This window comes from Metapseudomonas resinovorans (assembly GCF_002003485.1).
In the GTDB taxonomy this organism is placed as follows: domain Bacteria; phylum Pseudomonadota; class Gammaproteobacteria; order Pseudomonadales; family Pseudomonadaceae; genus Metapseudomonas; species Metapseudomonas resinovorans_D.
In genome coordinates, this window is record NZ_BDMA01000066.1 from 111,698 (window position 1) to 127,175 (window position 15,478).

At 64.4% G+C, this 15,478-nt stretch carries 16 protein-coding genes; 4 read left to right on the top strand and 12 right to left on the bottom strand.

Features of this window, described 5'->3' with window-relative positions; translation table 11 throughout:
* Window positions 1–59: 59 nt before the first annotated feature.
* The 8 genes from MnOB_RS19050 to MnOB_RS19085 all read right to left on the bottom strand — a co-directional run bounded on the left by MnOB_RS19050 (window position 60) and on the right by MnOB_RS19085 (window position 9,245).
* Window positions 60–1,070 (bottom strand): FecR family protein, encoded by a 1,011-nt coding sequence (locus MnOB_RS19050; protein ID WP_077525797.1) that lies wholly within the window; start codon window positions 1,068–1,070, stop codon window positions 60–62.
* Window positions 1,070–1,588: an RNA polymerase sigma factor gene (locus tag MnOB_RS19055; RefSeq protein ID WP_077525798.1), complete on the bottom strand. Its 519-nt coding sequence runs from the start codon at window positions 1,586–1,588 to the stop codon at window positions 1,070–1,072. The genes MnOB_RS19050 and MnOB_RS19055 overlap by 1 nt, the downstream gene beginning before the upstream one ends.
* A gap of 189 nt (window positions 1,589–1,777) precedes the next feature.
* Window positions 1,778–2,854 (bottom strand): 4-hydroxyphenylpyruvate dioxygenase, encoded by a 1,077-nt coding sequence (gene hppD, locus MnOB_RS19060; RefSeq protein ID WP_077525799.1) that lies wholly within the window; start codon window positions 2,852–2,854, stop codon window positions 1,778–1,780.
* Window positions 2,855–2,997: 143 nt separating this feature from the next.
* The gene (gene maiA / locus MnOB_RS19065) at window positions 2,998–3,630 is read right to left on the bottom strand and encodes a maleylacetoacetate isomerase (RefSeq protein WP_077525800.1); all 633 of its coding nucleotides are present in this window, start codon (window positions 3,628–3,630) and stop codon (window positions 2,998–3,000) included.
* A 741-nt stretch (window positions 3,631–4,371) separates the two neighbouring features.
* Complete coding sequence (locus MnOB_RS19070; RefSeq protein ID WP_077525801.1) at window positions 4,372–6,462, bottom strand: LTA synthase family protein; 2,091 nt, start codon at window positions 6,460–6,462, stop codon at window positions 4,372–4,374.
* A gap of 217 nt (window positions 6,463–6,679) precedes the next feature.
* Window positions 6,680–7,561, bottom strand: a complete 882-nt coding sequence (sigJ, locus tag MnOB_RS19075) for an RNA polymerase sigma factor SigJ (protein WP_077525802.1) — start codon at window positions 7,559–7,561, stop codon at window positions 6,680–6,682.
* Window position 7,562: 1 nt separating this feature from the next.
* On the bottom strand, window positions 7,563–7,994 hold the full coding sequence (locus tag MnOB_RS19080) for a carboxymuconolactone decarboxylase family protein (protein WP_077525803.1): 432 nt from the start codon (window positions 7,992–7,994) through the stop codon (window positions 7,563–7,565).
* A gap of 342 nt (window positions 7,995–8,336) precedes the next feature.
* Complete coding sequence (locus MnOB_RS19085; protein ID WP_077525804.1) at window positions 8,337–9,245, bottom strand: LysR family transcriptional regulator; 909 nt, start codon at window positions 9,243–9,245, stop codon at window positions 8,337–8,339.
* 174 nt (window positions 9,246–9,419) lie between these two features.
* Between MnOB_RS19085 and MnOB_RS19090 the strand changes: the two genes are divergently transcribed.
* Window positions 9,420–10,745 carry an MFS transporter gene (locus tag MnOB_RS19090; RefSeq protein WP_077525805.1) on the top strand — a complete coding sequence of 442 codons (1,326 nt, stop codon included), beginning with the start codon at window positions 9,420–9,422 and terminating at the stop codon, window positions 10,743–10,745.
* Between the two features lie 174 nt (window positions 10,746–10,919).
* Entirely contained in the window at window positions 10,920–11,240 is a 321-nt protein-coding gene (locus tag MnOB_RS19095; protein WP_077525806.1) for a DUF2025 family protein, read from the top strand.
* A 79-nt stretch (window positions 11,241–11,319) separates the two neighbouring features.
* On the opposite strand, the gene MnOB_RS19100 is transcribed toward MnOB_RS19095, so the two are convergent.
* From MnOB_RS19100 to MnOB_RS19110, 3 genes are all read right to left on the bottom strand, one after another.
* The gene (locus tag MnOB_RS19100; protein WP_077525807.1) at window positions 11,320–11,601 is read right to left on the bottom strand and encodes a VOC family protein; all 282 of its coding nucleotides are present in this window, start codon (window positions 11,599–11,601) and stop codon (window positions 11,320–11,322) included.
* A gap of 121 nt (window positions 11,602–11,722) precedes the next feature.
* Entirely contained in the window at window positions 11,723–12,007 is a 285-nt protein-coding gene (locus MnOB_RS19105) for a hypothetical protein (protein ID WP_077525808.1), read from the bottom strand.
* A 120-nt stretch (window positions 12,008–12,127) separates the two neighbouring features.
* Window positions 12,128–12,784: a methyltransferase family protein gene (locus MnOB_RS19110; RefSeq protein WP_077525809.1), complete on the bottom strand. Its 657-nt coding sequence runs from the start codon at window positions 12,782–12,784 to the stop codon at window positions 12,128–12,130.
* 102 nt (window positions 12,785–12,886) lie between these two features.
* Here MnOB_RS19110 and MnOB_RS19115 point away from each other — a divergent pair, with 102 nt between their 5' ends.
* The gene (locus tag MnOB_RS19115; RefSeq protein ID WP_077525810.1) at window positions 12,887–13,261 is read left to right on the top strand and encodes a hypothetical protein; all 375 of its coding nucleotides are present in this window, start codon (window positions 12,887–12,889) and stop codon (window positions 13,259–13,261) included.
* Window positions 13,262–13,723: 462 nt separating this feature from the next.
* On the opposite strand, the gene MnOB_RS19125 is transcribed toward MnOB_RS19115, so the two are convergent.
* Window positions 13,724–14,704, bottom strand: coding sequence for a GlxA family transcriptional regulator (locus MnOB_RS19125; RefSeq protein ID WP_077525812.1), 981 nt, complete (start codon window positions 14,702–14,704; stop codon window positions 13,724–13,726).
* Window positions 14,705–14,809: 105 nt separating this feature from the next.
* Between MnOB_RS19125 and MnOB_RS19130 the strand changes: the two genes are divergently transcribed.
* A complete protein-coding gene (locus MnOB_RS19130) occupies window positions 14,810–15,364 on the top strand; it encodes a cysteine hydrolase family protein (RefSeq protein ID WP_077525813.1) in 555 nt (184 codons plus the stop codon).
* Window positions 15,365–15,478: the final 114 nt, after the last annotated feature.

A 15,478-nucleotide genomic window follows, 5' to 3' on the forward strand; every position in this document is an offset into this window, starting at 1 on the left:
AGCTTTGGGGATTGGTGTTGCGAGAGAAGGCACCCGGCGCTCGGCCGGGCACCGGGGACTCAGTTGAGGATCAGCAGCGAGGGATATTCGTGGAGCTGCGCGGATGTGACCTGGGCCAGTGAGCGCACCACGCCAGCCGGGTCATCGAGGCGGTAGTTGCCGGTGACCCTGACCTGGTCCAGACGCTCGTCGGCGCTGTAGATCCAGCCGGGGTAGTAGCGGCGCAATTCGGCCAGCACCTGGCTCAGCGGGCAGTTCTCGAACACCAGGCGGCCCTGTACCCAGGCCAGTTCCTGTTGCAGGTTGGCGTGGCGCAGGTTGCCGAAGCCCTCCGGGCCGATGCGGATGCTGTCGCCGGCGCCGAGGCTGACGCGGGTGCTGTCCGTGCGGCTGCTGACGTCCACGCTGCCACGTTGCACGCTGACTTCGGTCGCATCGCCCAGGCGGCGCACGGCGAACGCGGTGCCACGCACTGAAACCTGCACCGGGCCGGCCTCCACTTCGAAGGGGCGATTGCGGTCGTGGGCGACATCGAAATAGGCCTCGCCGCGATAGAGGCGGGCGACTCGCTGTTGCTCGTCGATGCGGCTGGAGATGGCCGAGTCGGTGTTCAGCAACACCTTGGAACCGTCGGCCAACTGTAGCGTCTGGCGTTGGCCCACCTCGGTCAGGTGGTCGGCGCGCAGGCGCAGCAGCAGGTCGCTCTGCAGGCCGAAGCCCACGGCCAGCAACACGGCAGCGGCCATGGCCAGGGGCTTGAGGAAGCGACGTTGGGGCAGGGGCTGGACGACGGCGGCGGGGCGCTCGTCGAGCTGCCGCGCGGCTTCCGTCAGCAAGGGGGATTGCCAGACCGCCTGGGCCTGTTCGAACGCCGCAAGGTTCTCGGGCGCGGCGTCCAGCCATGCCGCGAAGCGTGCCTGGGTGGCCTCGTCGGCGTCCTCCAGGACGATCAGCCAGTCGAGGGCTTCGGCCAGTGGACGGTTGTCGGGCGCGGTGGGTGGCACGGGGGATTCCTCGCGGCGGGGGGCCGGTATTCTCTGCCAATGATCGGACGAGGGAAAGCCCGCCATCAGGCTGGGTCCAGTCGACTGAGGGTTTCGACGCAGATTGCCATGATCAGTCGCAGTTCCTTCTGCACCGTGCTTTGCGAAACGTCGAGTTTCTCGGCGATTTCCGCCTGGCCGCAGCCATGCAGGCGGCTGAGGATGAAGATGCGCTGCTGGCGCTCCGTCAGTTTCGCCAGGGATGCCCCGAGGCGTTCGAGCAACTGGCTGGCGTAGAGCCCGTCTTCGGTTGAAGGGGTGGCGGCGGGGACGGCCTCGATCACGTCCTCGGGAACATCGTCCAGCAGTGTTCGCAGCTTCATGCGCGTGTGCCGCAGGTGGTCGAGGGCCAGGTTGCGGCCGGTCTGGAAGAGAAAGGGTTCGAGGTGGTCGACGCGACGATCGCGCAGGGTAGTGGCGACCCGCAGGTAGGTTTCCTGGACCAGGTCCTCGGCGACGCTGGGGTTCTTCACTATCCTGAGCAGCGTACGCAGCAAGGGCGTGCGTTGGGCGAGGAATACGGCGTCGAGGTTGGAGGTCGTCACGGGGGCGTCCAGTTTTATTCTGGCGCAAATGGTAATTGTTTTTATTCGTGCGTCCAATCGCGAATTGGCTTGATCCCGAAAATGCCCGAATTGTCGTGCGCACCTGGATGGATTTCAGCGGTGACGTGCGCTGCGCCCATAAACGAAAAACCCGGCGGAAGCCGGGTTTTTCAGGGGAGGGCGGGTGCCTTATTCGGTGCTCAATACGCCACGACGGATCTGGTCGCGTTCGATGGATTCGAACAGCGCCTTGAAGTTACCTTCGCCGAAACCGTCGTCACCCTTGCGCTGGATGAACTCGAAGAACACCGGCCCCATCAGGGTTTCCGAGAAGATCTGCAGCAGCAGGCGCTTGCTGCCGCCTTCAGTGGTGCCATCCAGCAGGATGCCGCGCGATTGCAACTCGGCTTCCGGTTCGCCGTGGTCCGGCAGGCGGCCCTGGAGCATCTCGTAGTAGGTGGCCGGCGGCGCGGTCATGAAGCGCATGCCGAGGGTTTTCAGTTCGTCCCAGGTCTTGACCAGATCGTCGGTGAAGAAGGCCACGTGCTGGATGCCTTCGCCGTTGAACTGCATCAGGAACTCTTCGATCTGGCCCGCGCCCTTGGAGGACTCTTCGTTCAGCGGGATGCGGATCATGCCGTCCGGCGCGGTCATGGCCTTGGAGGTCAGGCCGGTGTACTCGCCCTTGATATCGAAGTAGCGGATCTCGCGGAAGTTGAACAGCTTCTCGTAGAAGTCCGCCCAGTAGGCCATGCGGCCGCGGTACACGTTGTGGGTCAGGTGATCGATGAACTTCAGGCCGGCACCTTTCGGGTGGCGGTCGACGCCTTCGATGAATTCGAAGTCGATGTCATAGATCGACGAGCCTTCGCCGAAACGGTCGATCAGGTACAGCGGCGCGCCGCCGATGCCCTTGATCGCCGGCAGGCGCAGTTCCATCGGGCCGGTGGGGATCTCGATGGGCTGGGCACCCAGTTCCAGGGCGCGGGCGTAGGCCTGGTGAGCATTCTTCACACGGAATGCCATGCCGCAGACGGACGGGCCGTGCTCGGCGGCAAAGTAGGCGGCCTGGCTCTTGGGCTCGTTGTTGAGGATCAGGTTGATCTCGCCCTGGCGATACAGGTGCACGTCCTTGGAACGGTGAGTCGCGACCTTGGTGAAGCCCATGATGGCGAAGATGGGTTCCAGGGTATTCGGGGTGGGGGACGCGAACTCGATGAATTCAAAGCCCTGCAGGCCCATGGGGTTTTCGAACATGTCAGCCATTTTTTGGCACCTCAAGCAATTGATTGGAAGTTATAGGTCAATGCGAGGTGGCTGCCGGGGGCGCGCAGGAAATGCCGCGAACGCTGCGGGCGAGGTAGTCGCCGATGGTGACTTTGAATCCGAGGCTTTGCATGGACGTTGCCTCAGGCCGGTTTGTCGGCTTGCTGGTCAGGGTGCGCCTGGATGAAGGCGGGATGCTCGAGGGCAAGGCCTTCTACCCGGGTGATCTTCGGATAGTGTGACAGGTCCAGCTCGAAACGGCGGGCGGCATAGACCTGCGGTAGCAGGTAGACGTCAGCCAGGCCCGGTTCGCCGAAGCAGAAACCTTCCTCTCCTATCAGGGCTTCGACCGCATTGAAGCCTTCCGCGATCCAGTGACGAATCCAGTTCATCACCTCGGCTTCTTCAATCTTGAGGCCGCGCAGGCGGTTGAGCACCGAGACGTTGTGCAGCGGATGGATATCGCAGCCGATGATGGCCGCCACCGCGCGCTGTTGGGCACGGGCTTCCAGGCCTTGGGGCAGGAGGGCGGGCTGCGGATGGCGTTCTTCGAGGTATTCGATGATGGCAGGGGACTGGGTCAGTACCCGGCCGTCGTCGGTACGTAGGCTGGGCACGCGACCCTGGGGATTGAGCGCCTTGTATTCGGGACTGTGCTGCTGGCCGCCATCCTGGATCAGGTTTACCGGGATATGCCGGGCTTCCAGCCCCTTCAGCGCCAGGGCGATGCGCACCCGGTAGGAGGAGGTGGAGCGGTAATAGGTGTAGAGGTCCATGGCATTCGCTCGGCGGCAGGCGTTCCGGTGTGAGGTCCGGGTGCCAGCATTATTGTTTTCGTAATCAATTTACACTTTGCGTAATTTGCGGGCTGGGGGCGGGGCTGTCAAGCGGCGAGCGGAGCGAGGAAAACCTGTGGGGGCGAATTTATTCGCCAAGGGTTGCAACGGGCGAGGGGTGACTCGCGCTGGCGAGGGACAAGTCATCCTGAGGCCCACACGGGCCTGAAACCGGGCAGAGGCGGTGGGGCAGTGACCTCGCCCCTTCAGAAGGCCGAGCGGAATCGTTGCAGAGGGGGACGAGCGGCATGGATGCCGCGAGAGGCGTGTGGGGCCATGGATGGCCCCTCTCGCCGTGCCCCCGGCGCAACGATGGAGGGAGGGGACCCGACGAAGTCGGGCCGGATGCAGGGGCAAGCCCTTTTGGTTTCTTTTGGGGCGACTGCCAAAAGAGACTCGCCGGGAGGCGAAACCAGAAACATCCGCAGAACTCGGCAAGCAGCCTACTGCCTCTCATCGATGGGTATCGCTCCGCTCCACCCATCCTACGGACCTGCTCGTGCGGGACCTTCGGGTCTTTGTAGGGTGGATCACGCTCCATCGATCCACCGGTCGTGGCTCACCTGGACTCCGTTGGTGGATGCAAAGAGCGACATCCACCCTACGGGGCAGCTGTGCTGCCCTTGGCGAATGAATTCGCCCCTACAAAAAAAGGCCCCGCATCGAGCGGGGCCTGGGTCATCACTGGTTCTGCTTGGCGTCCTGGACGCCGGCCGTGTTGTTCAACAGGCTGCCGGTGGCGGTCTGCAGGAAGGCTTCCAGGTACTTCTGCAGGCGCGGGTCGCTGTCGCCTGGGATGCGCACGGCCTTGGCGTCGGCACCCAGTTGGTACTGGTAGAGGCGGGGCGGGAAGTCCTTGGGCTGGATCAGGATGCGGTCGGCACTGACGATGGCCACCGTCTGGTCGCTACCCGACGGTTTGATCACGCCGATGCCCGGATCGTCTTTCGGCAGGTTGAGCAGGTCACGGCCCCAGCACTGGTGGCGTACTTCCCCGCCCAGGCGACCCATGATGGTGGGCACGATGTCGATCTGGGTGGCGACGTTGTGGTTCAGGCTGCCGAACTTCTCCTGCACGCCCGGGCCGATCAGCAGCAACGGCACGTTGAAGCGGAACAGGTCCATCTCGGTGAGCTGCTTGTCGCTACCGAAGCCGTGGTCGCCGACCACCACGAACAGGGTGTCCTTGAAGTAGGGCTCCTTGCGCGCCTTCTCGAAGAACTGGCCCAGGGCCCAGTCGGCGTAGCGCATGGCGGTCAGGTGCTCGTCATGGGCGCCGTGGCCGGTGACCTTGTCCACCGGCAGGTCCACCGGCAGGGCATAGGGCGTGTGGTTGGAGAGGGTCTGCAGCAGCGCGTAGAACGGCTTGTCGGTGGGCATCTTCGCCAGTTCGGCGGCGCCCCGATCGAACATGTCCTGGTCGGACACGCCCCAGGTCTTGTCCATGAACACCGGATTGACGAAGTCCTCGCGGCCGATGAAGCGGGTCATGCCCTGGTTGCTGAAGAAGCCGGACTGGTTATCCCACTGGAAGTTGCCGTTGTAGACGTAGAGGTCGTTGAACTCGCGGGCGCTCAGCAGTTGCGGCAGGCCGGAGAACTTGTGCGCGCCTTCCGGGGTGCGCATCAGGTACTCGAAGCTCGGCAGGTTGGGGAAGCAGGCCATGGTGGCGAACATCCCCTGGTGGGTATGGGTGCCGTTGGAGAAGAAGCGGTCGAACAGCAGTCCCTCCTTGGCCAGTTTGTCGAAGTACGGGGTGATGCCTTCCTGGCTGCCCATGGCGCCGACATAACGACCGGCGAAGCTCTCCATCAGGATCACCACCACGTTCTTGATCGGCAGGGTGCCTTCAGCCGGCGGGGTGAAATCACGACGGATGGCTGCCGTATCGGCGTCCACCAGCTTGTCGTTGGGGGTCAGCAGCATCTGGCGCACGGCGGCCAGGGCCTCGTCTTCGGGCAGCGTCGCCTTCCAGGCATTGTCGCGGTGGGACGAGAAGCTGTTCTTGGCGGCGTCTACCAGAGTCAGGGTGCCATTCAGGCCCAGCTGGTTGGCGAACATCGAATCGGTGGTAAAGGCATCGCCCCAACGCAGCGGCGGCCCCTGGCGCAGGTGGCCACGGACGGCGACAACCGCAATCACCAGGCAGACCATGAAGATCGCCACGCGGCTGAACCAGGGCGCGGTTGCACGGGCGTTGGGCTGGGCGCTCACGACCCTCGTCGCGCGCGGACGACTGATCAGGTCCAGGCCACGGAACATCAAATAGAGCAGGGCGGTGGTGAGGGCCCAGGCGATCAGGTAGCGACCTACCGGGAAACCGTTCCAGATCATGCTGGCGACAGTGCCCAGGTCTTCCTGCAGGTACTGGAACACCAGGCCGTTCAGGCGCTGGTGGAACTCGCGGTAAAAGTCCAGCTCGCTGATGCCGAGGAACAGGGTGAGGCTGGCGAACAGGGTCAGCCAGAGCCGGTGCAGGCCGCGTGCGGCCATGGCGCGGACGCTGAACAGCGACAGCAGTAGCGGAACGAGGGCAAATACCACCACCCGCAGGTCGAAGCGCAGGCCGTTGAAGAAGGCCTCGACGAAGACCGAGGCTGGGCTGTCGCCGATCTGGTCGCTGTTGTACACCAGCAGCGCCACTCGCAGCAGGCTGTACATCAGCATCAGCGCAAGAGCGCTGAGCAGGGTGAAAGCCAAGTGGCTCTTGACGGTGGGGGTGTCCAGGTTGAACGAGGACTGCCGGGTGGCTACAGGTTCCTGTGCGGTCATGCGATCAAGCATCCATTGGTCTACTCAGGGCGGGGCGGCACCTTTGGAGGTGAACGATGCCGGGGGTCAAGTAGATCACCTGATGGCACATTGGTTCCAGATAGGTCCGCCGAAAGGGACGGACATTGCCAGAGGGAATGTGAAGAAAACGTCGAATGGCGGCCTGCGGCGGCGCCGAGATGTGTCGGACTGTTTCGTCGGATTGGGGCGGGCATCGTCAGTTGGGCACCCCGAGGCCCGCCAGTTTCTCCGGATTGCGCACGATGTAGATGTTACTGACCCGGCCGTCTTCGTCGTACGCGAAGGTGACCGAAGCCGCGATTTCGTCGCCATGGGCGAGAATCACTCCGCGCCCGCCGTTGAGCTCGGCGGGTAGCCAGTCATAGTCGCTCCAGTAGCCGCGCAGGGAATCGAAGATGAAGTCCAGCACCTCTTCCTTGCCCTGGAGGATGTGGCCCAGGGTCGGCACCTTGCCACCGCCATCGGCGCACAGCTCCACTTCGTCCGAGAGCAGGGCGGTCAGCCCGGCAGTGGCGCCGCTGACGATGGCGCCGTGGAAGGCCTCGAGCAATTGCTCCTGGCGTTCCCGTGGCGGCTGGTGACGCACCTTGCCTTCCGCCAGGCCGATGCGGGCGCGGGACACCAGCTTGCGGCAGGCGGCTTCCTGCACGCCGATGGCGCGGGCCACGTCCGCGTAGTCCTGGTCGAATATCTCGTAGAGCAGGTAGGCCGCCCGCTCCCGTGGCGTGAGGCGTTCCAGCAGCAGGAGGAAGGCGGTGGACAGCGAGGAGGTGAGTTCCAGCAGCATTTCCGGCGACTCCGTGGTTTCGCTGTGGATGGGCTCCGGCAGCCAGGTGCCGACGTACTCCACCCGCGCCCGGTGGCCGAGGCGCAACTGGTCAATGCAATGGCGGGTGCAGAGGGTGGTCAGCCAGGCATGTGGGTTGTCCAGGGTTGCGGGGTCGCTTTCGCGCCACTTGAGGAAGGTTTCCTGCACTGCGTCCTCGGCGTCGCTGCGCGAGCCGAGAATGCGGTAGGCCAGGTTCATCAGGAAGCGGCGGCTGTCTTCGAAGACAGCCGTGGCGTCGGCGGTTCTCACTTCAGTGCCTCGATATCTGGATGCGGTTCCAGAGGTTGATCATCGCCACGGTAGCGGTCAGCGCGCCGATTTCGACTTCGCTGAAATGCTCGCGCAGGTTGGTGCGCAGGGCAGCATAGTCGGTGCGCCGGTCGAGTTGGGTCAGCGCCTCGGTCCAGGCCAGGGCCGCTTTTTCACGCGGGGTGAAGTCGTTGCAGTGGTCCCAGACCACCAGGCGATCCAGGCGCTCGCTGGTTTCGCCGTCTTCCCTCGCCTCGCGGGTATGCATCTTCACGCAGAAGGCGCACTGGTTGAGTTGCGAGGCGCGCAGTTGCACCAGATGGTGCAGGCTGCGTTCGAGGCCGAGGGCATCCAGCGGCGTGTGCACCTCGCCCATGGCGTTGATGACATCGGGGATGACCTGCTGGTAGTTGAGGGGGCTTGCCTGGTTCATCACGTGTTCCTCGTTCGGGACTGGAAGGGGGTTACACCTTCACGACGAATCAGGGGTTGGGTTTGTGACGTGGCATTGGAGATTTTGCATTTGTGGAAGCGAATTCATTTCCACCGGGCAGGACTGTGTCCTGCTTCGCGATTGAAATCGCCCCCACAGGAAAAGTGCCAGGGCTGATCGCTCGCGCGGACTACCCCCTCTCCCTATGGGAGAGGGCTGGGGTGAGGGTTCTGTCCGGCCCGCTCGGTGCCAATCCTTTCGCGAATGAATTCGCTCCCACGGGGATCGGTCAGGGCAGGGCTGCGCCCTGCTTGGCGATTGAAATCGCCCCTACAAGGTTGCCTACCTGCGCTCGCGGATTGCCGCGGCCTCACGGGTCACCAGGTCGATGAACGAGAGCGCCAGGGGCGAGCGTTCGTCGCGCCGGCGCACCAGCCAGACGGCGGTGGTGGCGCCCGGATCGAGCAGGGTGCGGTAGACCACGCCGTCGACGCGGGTGCGGCGGAACGAGGCGGGCAATATCGAGACGCCAAGCCCTGCCGAGACCAGACCAATGATGGTCATGGCTTCGCTGGCTTCCTGGGCGACGCGGGGCAGGAAGCCGGCGTTGCGGGCGAGCGTGAGCATCTGGTCATAGAGCCCGGTACCGAAGGTGCGCGGGAAGAATACGAAGGGTTCGTCCGCCAGTGCGGAGAAGTGGATGCCGTCCTCGCTGCCAGCGGCCAACGGGTGGTCGGCACGCAGGATGGCCACCAGCGGTTCGCTGAACAGCTCCACCGCCAGCAAGTTGTCCGGCAGGCTGAGCGGACGGATCACGCCCACCTGCAGGCTGTCTTCCAGCAGCGCCTTGACCGTTTCCGCGCTGCTGCCTTCGGTGAGTTCCAGGTGGACGTCGGGGTAAGCCTGGCGAAATGCATGGATGCTGCGGGGAATGGTGGAGGTGAAGGGCGCTGAGGAAGTGAAGCCCACCTTCAGCTCTCCCAGTTCGCCACGGTGGGCGCGGCGCGCCAGTTGCACCGCCTTGTCCACTTGCACCAGTACCTGGCGGGCTTCATCGAGGAAGCGGCGGCCGGCTTCGGTCAGCTCGACGCGGCGATTGGTGCGTTCCAGCAAGCGTGCACCGATCTCCTCTTCCAGCGCCTGAATTTGCTGGCTCAGCGGAGGCTGGGAAATGCCCAGTTGCTCGGCGGCCCTGCCGAAATGCAGTTCTTCGGCCACGGCAATGAAATAGCGCAGGTGCCTGAGTTCCATGGGGATCTCCAGTGATATTTAAAACATATCAAATGTGTCGAACAATATATTGGAGATAATATAAACCGCTCGATATCCTTCGGCCCATAACCCCAACAACGAATATCCCCAGCCCCTGATCCAGGCGGCACGGCCTCGTTGTGCCTGCTCGCCGCTACATTCCGAAGGTGCCCCGTGAGCAAATCCCAGGCAGTACTCAAGACCGAAGACGAACCCGCGTTTAGCGAGGCGGCCCGTGACGCAGCCAGCAAGCTGCCGGATGCCGCCGCCAATGACCCTGAGCTCTCCACCTACATCCGCAAGGGCACGCCGCAATTCATGCGCACTTCCCTGGCGCTGTTCTCCGGCGGCTTCGCAACCTTTGCCCTGCTGTACTGCATCCAGCCCATGATGCCGGTGCTGTCCAAGACCTATTCCATCACCGCCGCACAGAGCAGCCTGGCCCTCTCGGTGTCCACCGCCATGCTCGCCCTCGGCCTGCTGGTGACCGGTCCGCTGTCTGATGCCATCGGCCGCAAGCCGGTGATGGTGGTGTCGCTGCTCGCCGCTGCGCTGTTCACCCTGGCCAGCGCCGCCATGCCGACCTGGGAAGGTGTGCTGCTGATGCGTGCCCTGGTGGGGTTGGCGCTGAGCGGCCTGGCCGCCGTGGCCATGACGTACCTCAGCGAGGAAATCCACCCTCATCACCTCGGCCTCTCCATGGGCCTCTATATCGGTGGCAATGCCATCGGTGGCATGAGCGGGCGCCTGATCAGCGGGGTGCTGGTGGACTTCGTCTCCTGGCAGGCGGCAATTGGCGTGTTGGGTGGCCTGGCGCTGGTCGCCGGGCTGGTGTTCTGGCGCGTGCTGCCCGAGTCGAAGCATTTCCGCCCGCAGCCACTCAAGCCGTCCACCCTGGTGGAGGGCTACCGCATGCATTTCCGCGATGCCGGCCTGCCCTGGTTGTTCCTGACCGGCTTCCTGCTGATGGGGGCGTTCGTCACCCTCTTCAACTACATCGGTTACCGCCTGCTGGCTTCCCCCTACCAGATGAGCCAGGCCGTGGTGGGTGTGCTTTCGGTGGTTTACCTCACCGGTATCTACAGCTCGGCCTGGGTCGGTTCCCTGGCCGACAAGCTGGGTCGGCGCAAGGTGCTCTGGGCCTCGATCCTGCTGATGCTGGGTGGCCTGGTGCTGACCCTGTTCAGCCCGCTGGGGATGATCCTGGCCGGCATGGCGATCTTCACCTTCGGCTTCTTCGGCGCCCACTCGGTGGCCAGCAGCTGGATCGGCCGCCGTGCCCAGCGCGCCAAGGGCCAGGCGTCCTCCCTGTACCTGTTCTGCTACTACGTCGGTTCCAGCCTCGCCGGCACCCTCGGCGGTCTGTTCTGGCACCACTACGGCTGGCAGGGCGTCGGCCTGTTCATCGGCGGACTGCTGGTGATCGCCGTGGCAGTCGCCCTGCACCTGGCGCGGCTGCCGGCGCTGCCGGGCAACGCCATCGTGCAGCCCGCACACTGATGTCTCCACCCGGGATCGCCACCGCGATCCCGGGTGCGACAACGCGCCCCTCGCAGCAATATCCCCGCTGATGACGAGGGCTGGCAGAATGGCCAGCCTACCCACCGACCAGAGTGGGAACCCACTGCCTTTCATGCGTGCACCACCCCTTCGAACCGATCAGGGAAGTACTGCATGAGCATCACCTCCACCGATATCTGCAATGCCGCCGATGCCCTCAACGGGTTCGTCGGCTTCAACCGCAAACTGGGCAAGTACATCGTGCGTTTCAGCGAGGACTCGTTCGGCATGGACGTGCCCGACGACAGCATTACGCCGGCCTGTGAGTTCGTCTGGACGACCAAGACCGACCAGGTGATGACCTTGAGCCGCGAGTGCCTGCAGATCCTGCTGGAACAGAACATCAACGATCGCCTCAACCTGAGCGACGTGCTGCTGGTCTATCTGCGCCGCACCGACTTGCCGGAAATCAGCGCCGAGCGCCGGCGTCTCTGACCTGTACTGGCATCGCCGGGGGCGCTTCCCCGGCGACGAACTCAGGGCAACCAGCGCAGCCCCATCACCCCTCCCACGATCAGCCCCATGCAGGCCAGCCGGCCAGGAGCCAGGGCCGTTGCAGGCCGTTGGCGCTTTTCAGGTCCAGGGCGAAGGCTACTTCCAGCACGGGCCGGTATGAGCGAGCGCAACTTCGCGCGGCGCTGATATGCAGGCATACGGGCCCCAGGCTCAGGCCGGCATAGGTCGCCGGTTCGCCGAAGCGAAAGTCCAGCTGGAAGCCCAACGGGCCGGTGTAGAAGGCGATCGACCGCTCGATGTCGGTCACATGGAATACCGTATTGCTGCCAAGGGGGTTCATTGCTGCGGTCCTTGCTCATCAGGAAATGCGTGCAGGATAGCCGGCCGCCGCAGCAGTGTTTGGGCTGGGCGGGCGCAACTGCATCACGTACTTCGTGGACTGAAGCTGCGCCCCGCCGGGATCAGACGTAGGGTTGGTTGCCGAAGCCGCGCGGCAGGCGTTGCCGGCCCGGTATTTGTCTGAGCCGTTCTACCCACACCGAGCGCCAATCGCTGGCAGAGTGGGCGGCCTTGGCCTGACGCGCGGCGCGCCTTGCAGCGTTTCGTGCGTCTCGACGAGCCTCTTTGAAGACGTCGGTATTCTTGCAGTTGCGGCATTTCACCCGCGCCAGTTCGGTGCTGGCGATCAGGTTGCTGCCGTGTCGGCCGCAGGCAAGGTGCTTGCCGACCTTGTAGTGAGTGATCATTCGCAGATCTCCTGAAACTCAGCGCCCGGCTATTCGCAGGAAGAGCGCAGGGCACCCGTGGGTTGCATGCGTTTTGACCGGACGAGAATTCCCAGGGTTCGAGTCATTGGGCCGAACGGTCTAGTAGATGCCGGGAATCAGGCGTGAAGTTCGCGCGCAATAGGCTTCGTACTCCTCACCGAACTCGGTGCGCAGCAAGGCTTCTTCCGCATGGATACGCGCCAGCAGCGGCGGCAGGGTCAGGACCACCAGCATCAGGCCGATGCCGGAACGGAAGGCAAGGGCCCAGCCGAGCGAGGCGATCATCAGGCCCAGGTAGCTGGGGTGGCGGATCACGCCGTAGATGCCGTCGGTCACCAGGCGGTGGCCGGGCTGGATTGCCACCAGTCCACTGAAGCGGTTGCCCAGCACGAACACCGGCCATAGTCGCAGCGCGCCGCCAGCGGCGAACAGGAAGACGCCCAGCCAGCGAACGCCGTCGCCGCCGAAGGTCCAGACATCGATTCGATCGGTGTAGGCTGGCAGGAAGGCACTGAGGATGCCGATGATGCCGAACACCGGGAGTACCCAGCGATTGCGCCGGTCCTCGCGCACCCCACTGCTGAGGTTGCCGCCGGAGAAGGGCGCCAGCCCCGCAAGTACGAACAGCACCAGGGTCAGGGCCACCAGCGGCGGATGCCCGAAGAAGGCTGCGAAGCCGCCAAGGCCGAGAATCGCGAGCCCCAGATAGGCGAGGGTGCTGGCAAGGGTGACGAGCAGCAGGCCGGCCCGGGACATGGTGGAGTACCTCCTATCAGCGTCGACAAGCATTGGACAGCGGGCCGTGCGGCCGGTGCTATAACTGAACTCCTTGGGGGATTCACCGAGGAGGGCACCGTCATGGGATGCCGCGGAATCCTGCTGCTGGTATTGCTCGCGCCCTTTGCCCGGGGTGACGGCTATGGCGATTCGTACTACGGGCTGGGGCCTTACCTGGGCACGACCTACTATCCCAGCAGCCCGCTGCAATCCTATGTATCGCCGCCCCCCAGGCCTTTCGCCGACCTGCCGCCGCAACCCTTCGTCGTCGTTCCCGAGTACCACCCGTTTCGCGATGCCCAGTTACCCCGCGTCAGTACTGAAAAGCCGCAAGTGCTGATTCGCACCTTCGACCCGGCATTGGGGGTGTATCGCGATGTCGAGGTGCGGGATGGGGAGGGGGTGCTGGCTGAAGAAGTCTGTGAGGGGTGGTGGTGTGAAGAGTCAATGCGTTGATCTGGAGCGATGGTTAGTCCGGAGTTCAGCTGATTGCCGAGTTCTGTGGATGGTTCTGTTTCGCCTTGCCGGGCGACTCCCTTTGGCAGACGTCGGGATGCCGCACCACCCAAAGGAAGCAAAGGTCTTGCCCCTGCATCCGGGTTTGGCTTCGCCAAACTCCCCTCCCTCCATCGTTGCGCCGGGGGGTACGGCGAGAGGGGCCATCCATGGCCCCACACGCCTCCCGCGGCATCCATGCCGCTCGTCCCCCTCTGCAACGATTCCGCTCGGCCTCCTGAAGGGGCGAATTCGTTGCCCCACCTCGGCTGCCCAGGTTCAGGCCCGTGTGGGCTTCAGGATGATTTGTACCTCGCCGGCGCGAGTCACCCCTCTCCTCTTCAGGGAGAGGGGCCGGGGGAGAGGGTCAAGTCAGACTTGCGCGGAAACCTGCCTGAGCTGTGCTGGAAGCCGCCCAATACCTCACGACTCCCCCAAACTTCGCCGCCCGAACCGCCGTCGGTAATCCGTGGGCGATAGCCCGACCATCTTGTTGAAGACCTTGCGGAACGCCGCTGGGTCCTGATAGCCGACCTCCCAGGCGATCTGGTCCACGGAGCGATTGGTCAGCTCCAGCAGTTCGCGGGCCTTGGCCGCACGCAGTTGCTGGCAGTACTCGGTGGGGCGCAGGCCGGTGGCCTGCTGGAAGCGGCGCAGGAAGGTGCGCTCGCCCAGCCCGGCCTCAGCGGCCATGGCAGGCAGGCTGACCTGGCGCGCGTCGTGGCGCTGCAGCCAGCGCTGCACCTTGAGCACTGCCTCGTCGCCGTGGGTGAGGCGCGGGGTGAAGCGACGGAAGTACTGCTGGGAATGACGGGTCAGGTCGAGGGCGAGGAAGCTGGCGGTATTCGCGGCGATGGTCGGTCCCTGCAGGCGATCCACCAGAGTCAGCCCCAGGTCGGTCCAGGCCATCACACCCCCGGCGGTGATGATGTCGCCGTCGTCCACCACCAGTTTATCGGCATCCACCTTCACCTCCGGATAGCGCTCGCCGAGGTCCTTGGCCAGGCTCCAGTGGGTGGTCAGCGGACGACCGGCGAGCAGCCCGGTCTGGGCCAGCACAAAGGCGCCGGCACACACCGAACAGAGGGTGACGCCGGCGGCATGCCGCAGACTGAGCCAGTCGACGAAGGGTTGCAGGGTTTCGGCAGGGGGCAGGGGGCCAATGCAGGGCAGGGCAATCACCACAGAGGGCCGGCTTTCGGTGTCCGGGTGGCTGTCCCAGGTGCAGCGGATTTCGCCATCTGGGGCGGCGCTCCAGTGGCGCACCCGCAGGGTGGGCAGGTCGGCATCGGCGTGCTCGGCGGCCAGGCGATTGGCGACCGCGAACAGATCGGAGAGGCCATGGGCGGCTGCCAGCTGGGCGCCGGGATAGAGCAGGAGGCCGATCTCCAGCATGGTCTTCATTGTCAGTTTTTCCTGCGAATTTGTCGGTTGCGCCGATCCTCATCCGGCGCCGGGAGGAGCACCTTAGGCCCCACGTCTCCACCCCCACAACCTGAGGTGAAAATCATGAGCAAGCAAGCCGTCATCGTAGTCGACATCCAGAAGGACTATTTCCCCGGTGGTCTGTGGACGCTGAGCGGTGCTGACGCCGCTGCCGACAACGCTGCCCGGATCATCGCCGCTGCCCGTGAGGCCGGTGACCTGGTGGTGCATATCCGCCACGAGTTCACCAGCCCGGAGGCGCCGTTCTTCCGTCCCGGCTCCGAGGGTGCGGAGATCCATCCCAAAGTGCTCAACGCCGACGGCGAGCCGGTGGTCCTGAAGCACTTCGTCAACTCCTTCCGGGAAACCAATCTGAAGGACATCCTCGAGGGCAGCGGCGTGGACAAGGTGAGCGTGGTGGGCAGCATGAGCCACATGTGCGTCGACGGCATCACCCGTGCGGCGGCCGACTTCGGCTACGAGGTCACGGTGATCCACGATGCCTGCGCCAGCCGGGACCTGGAGTTCCAGGGCAAGACCATCCCCGCCGAGCAGGTCCACGGGGCGTTCATGGCTGCCCTGGCCTTCGCCTATGCCAAGGTCGTTTCCACTGACGAGTACCTCGCACAACAGGGGTGATGAGGGCGGGGGACTGCGGCAAAGGCTGAGCAGGGGATGTGCACGTCGATACGGACGACGTTTCGCTCTACTATCTCCAGCTGGATTTCTGCTGATACGCCTGACCCGGAGTTC

Excerpts from the sequence above, each read along its gene's own strand:
- MnOB_RS19050 (WP_077525797.1), bottom strand. The coding sequence starts at position 1,070 with ATGGCGGGCTTTCCCTCGTCCGATCATTGGCAGAGAATACCGGCCCCC.
- hppD (WP_077525799.1), bottom strand. The coding sequence starts at position 2,854 with ATGGCTGACATGTTCGAAAACCCCATGGGCCTGCAGGGCTTTGAATTC.
- maiA (WP_077525800.1), bottom strand. The coding sequence starts at position 3,630 with ATGGACCTCTACACCTATTACCGCTCCACCTCCTCCTACCGGGTGCGC.
- MnOB_RS19070 (WP_077525801.1), bottom strand. The coding sequence starts at position 6,462 with ATGACCGCACAGGAACCTGTAGCCACCCGGCAGTCCTCGTTCAACCTG.
- MnOB_RS19080 (WP_077525803.1), bottom strand. The coding sequence starts at position 7,994 with ATGAACCAGGCAAGCCCCCTCAACTACCAGCAGGTCATCCCCGATGTC.
- MnOB_RS19085 (WP_077525804.1), bottom strand. The coding sequence starts at position 9,245 with ATGGAACTCAGGCACCTGCGCTATTTCATTGCCGTGGCCGAAGAACTG.
- MnOB_RS19095 (WP_077525806.1), top strand. The coding sequence starts at position 10,920 with ATGAGCATCACCTCCACCGATATCTGCAATGCCGCCGATGCCCTCAAC.
- MnOB_RS19100 (WP_077525807.1), bottom strand. The coding sequence starts at position 11,601 with ATGAACCCCCTTGGCAGCAATACGGTATTCCATGTGACCGACATCGAG.
- MnOB_RS19105 (WP_077525808.1), bottom strand. The coding sequence starts at position 12,007 with ATGATCACTCACTACAAGGTCGGCAAGCACCTTGCCTGCGGCCGACAC.
- MnOB_RS19110 (WP_077525809.1), bottom strand. The coding sequence starts at position 12,784 with ATGTCCCGGGCCGGCCTGCTGCTCGTCACCCTTGCCAGCACCCTCGCC.
- MnOB_RS19115 (WP_077525810.1), top strand. The coding sequence starts at position 12,887 with ATGGGATGCCGCGGAATCCTGCTGCTGGTATTGCTCGCGCCCTTTGCC.
- MnOB_RS19125 (WP_077525812.1), bottom strand. The coding sequence starts at position 14,704 with ATGAAGACCATGCTGGAGATCGGCCTCCTGCTCTATCCCGGCGCCCAG.
- MnOB_RS19130 (WP_077525813.1), top strand. The coding sequence starts at position 14,810 with ATGAGCAAGCAAGCCGTCATCGTAGTCGACATCCAGAAGGACTATTTC.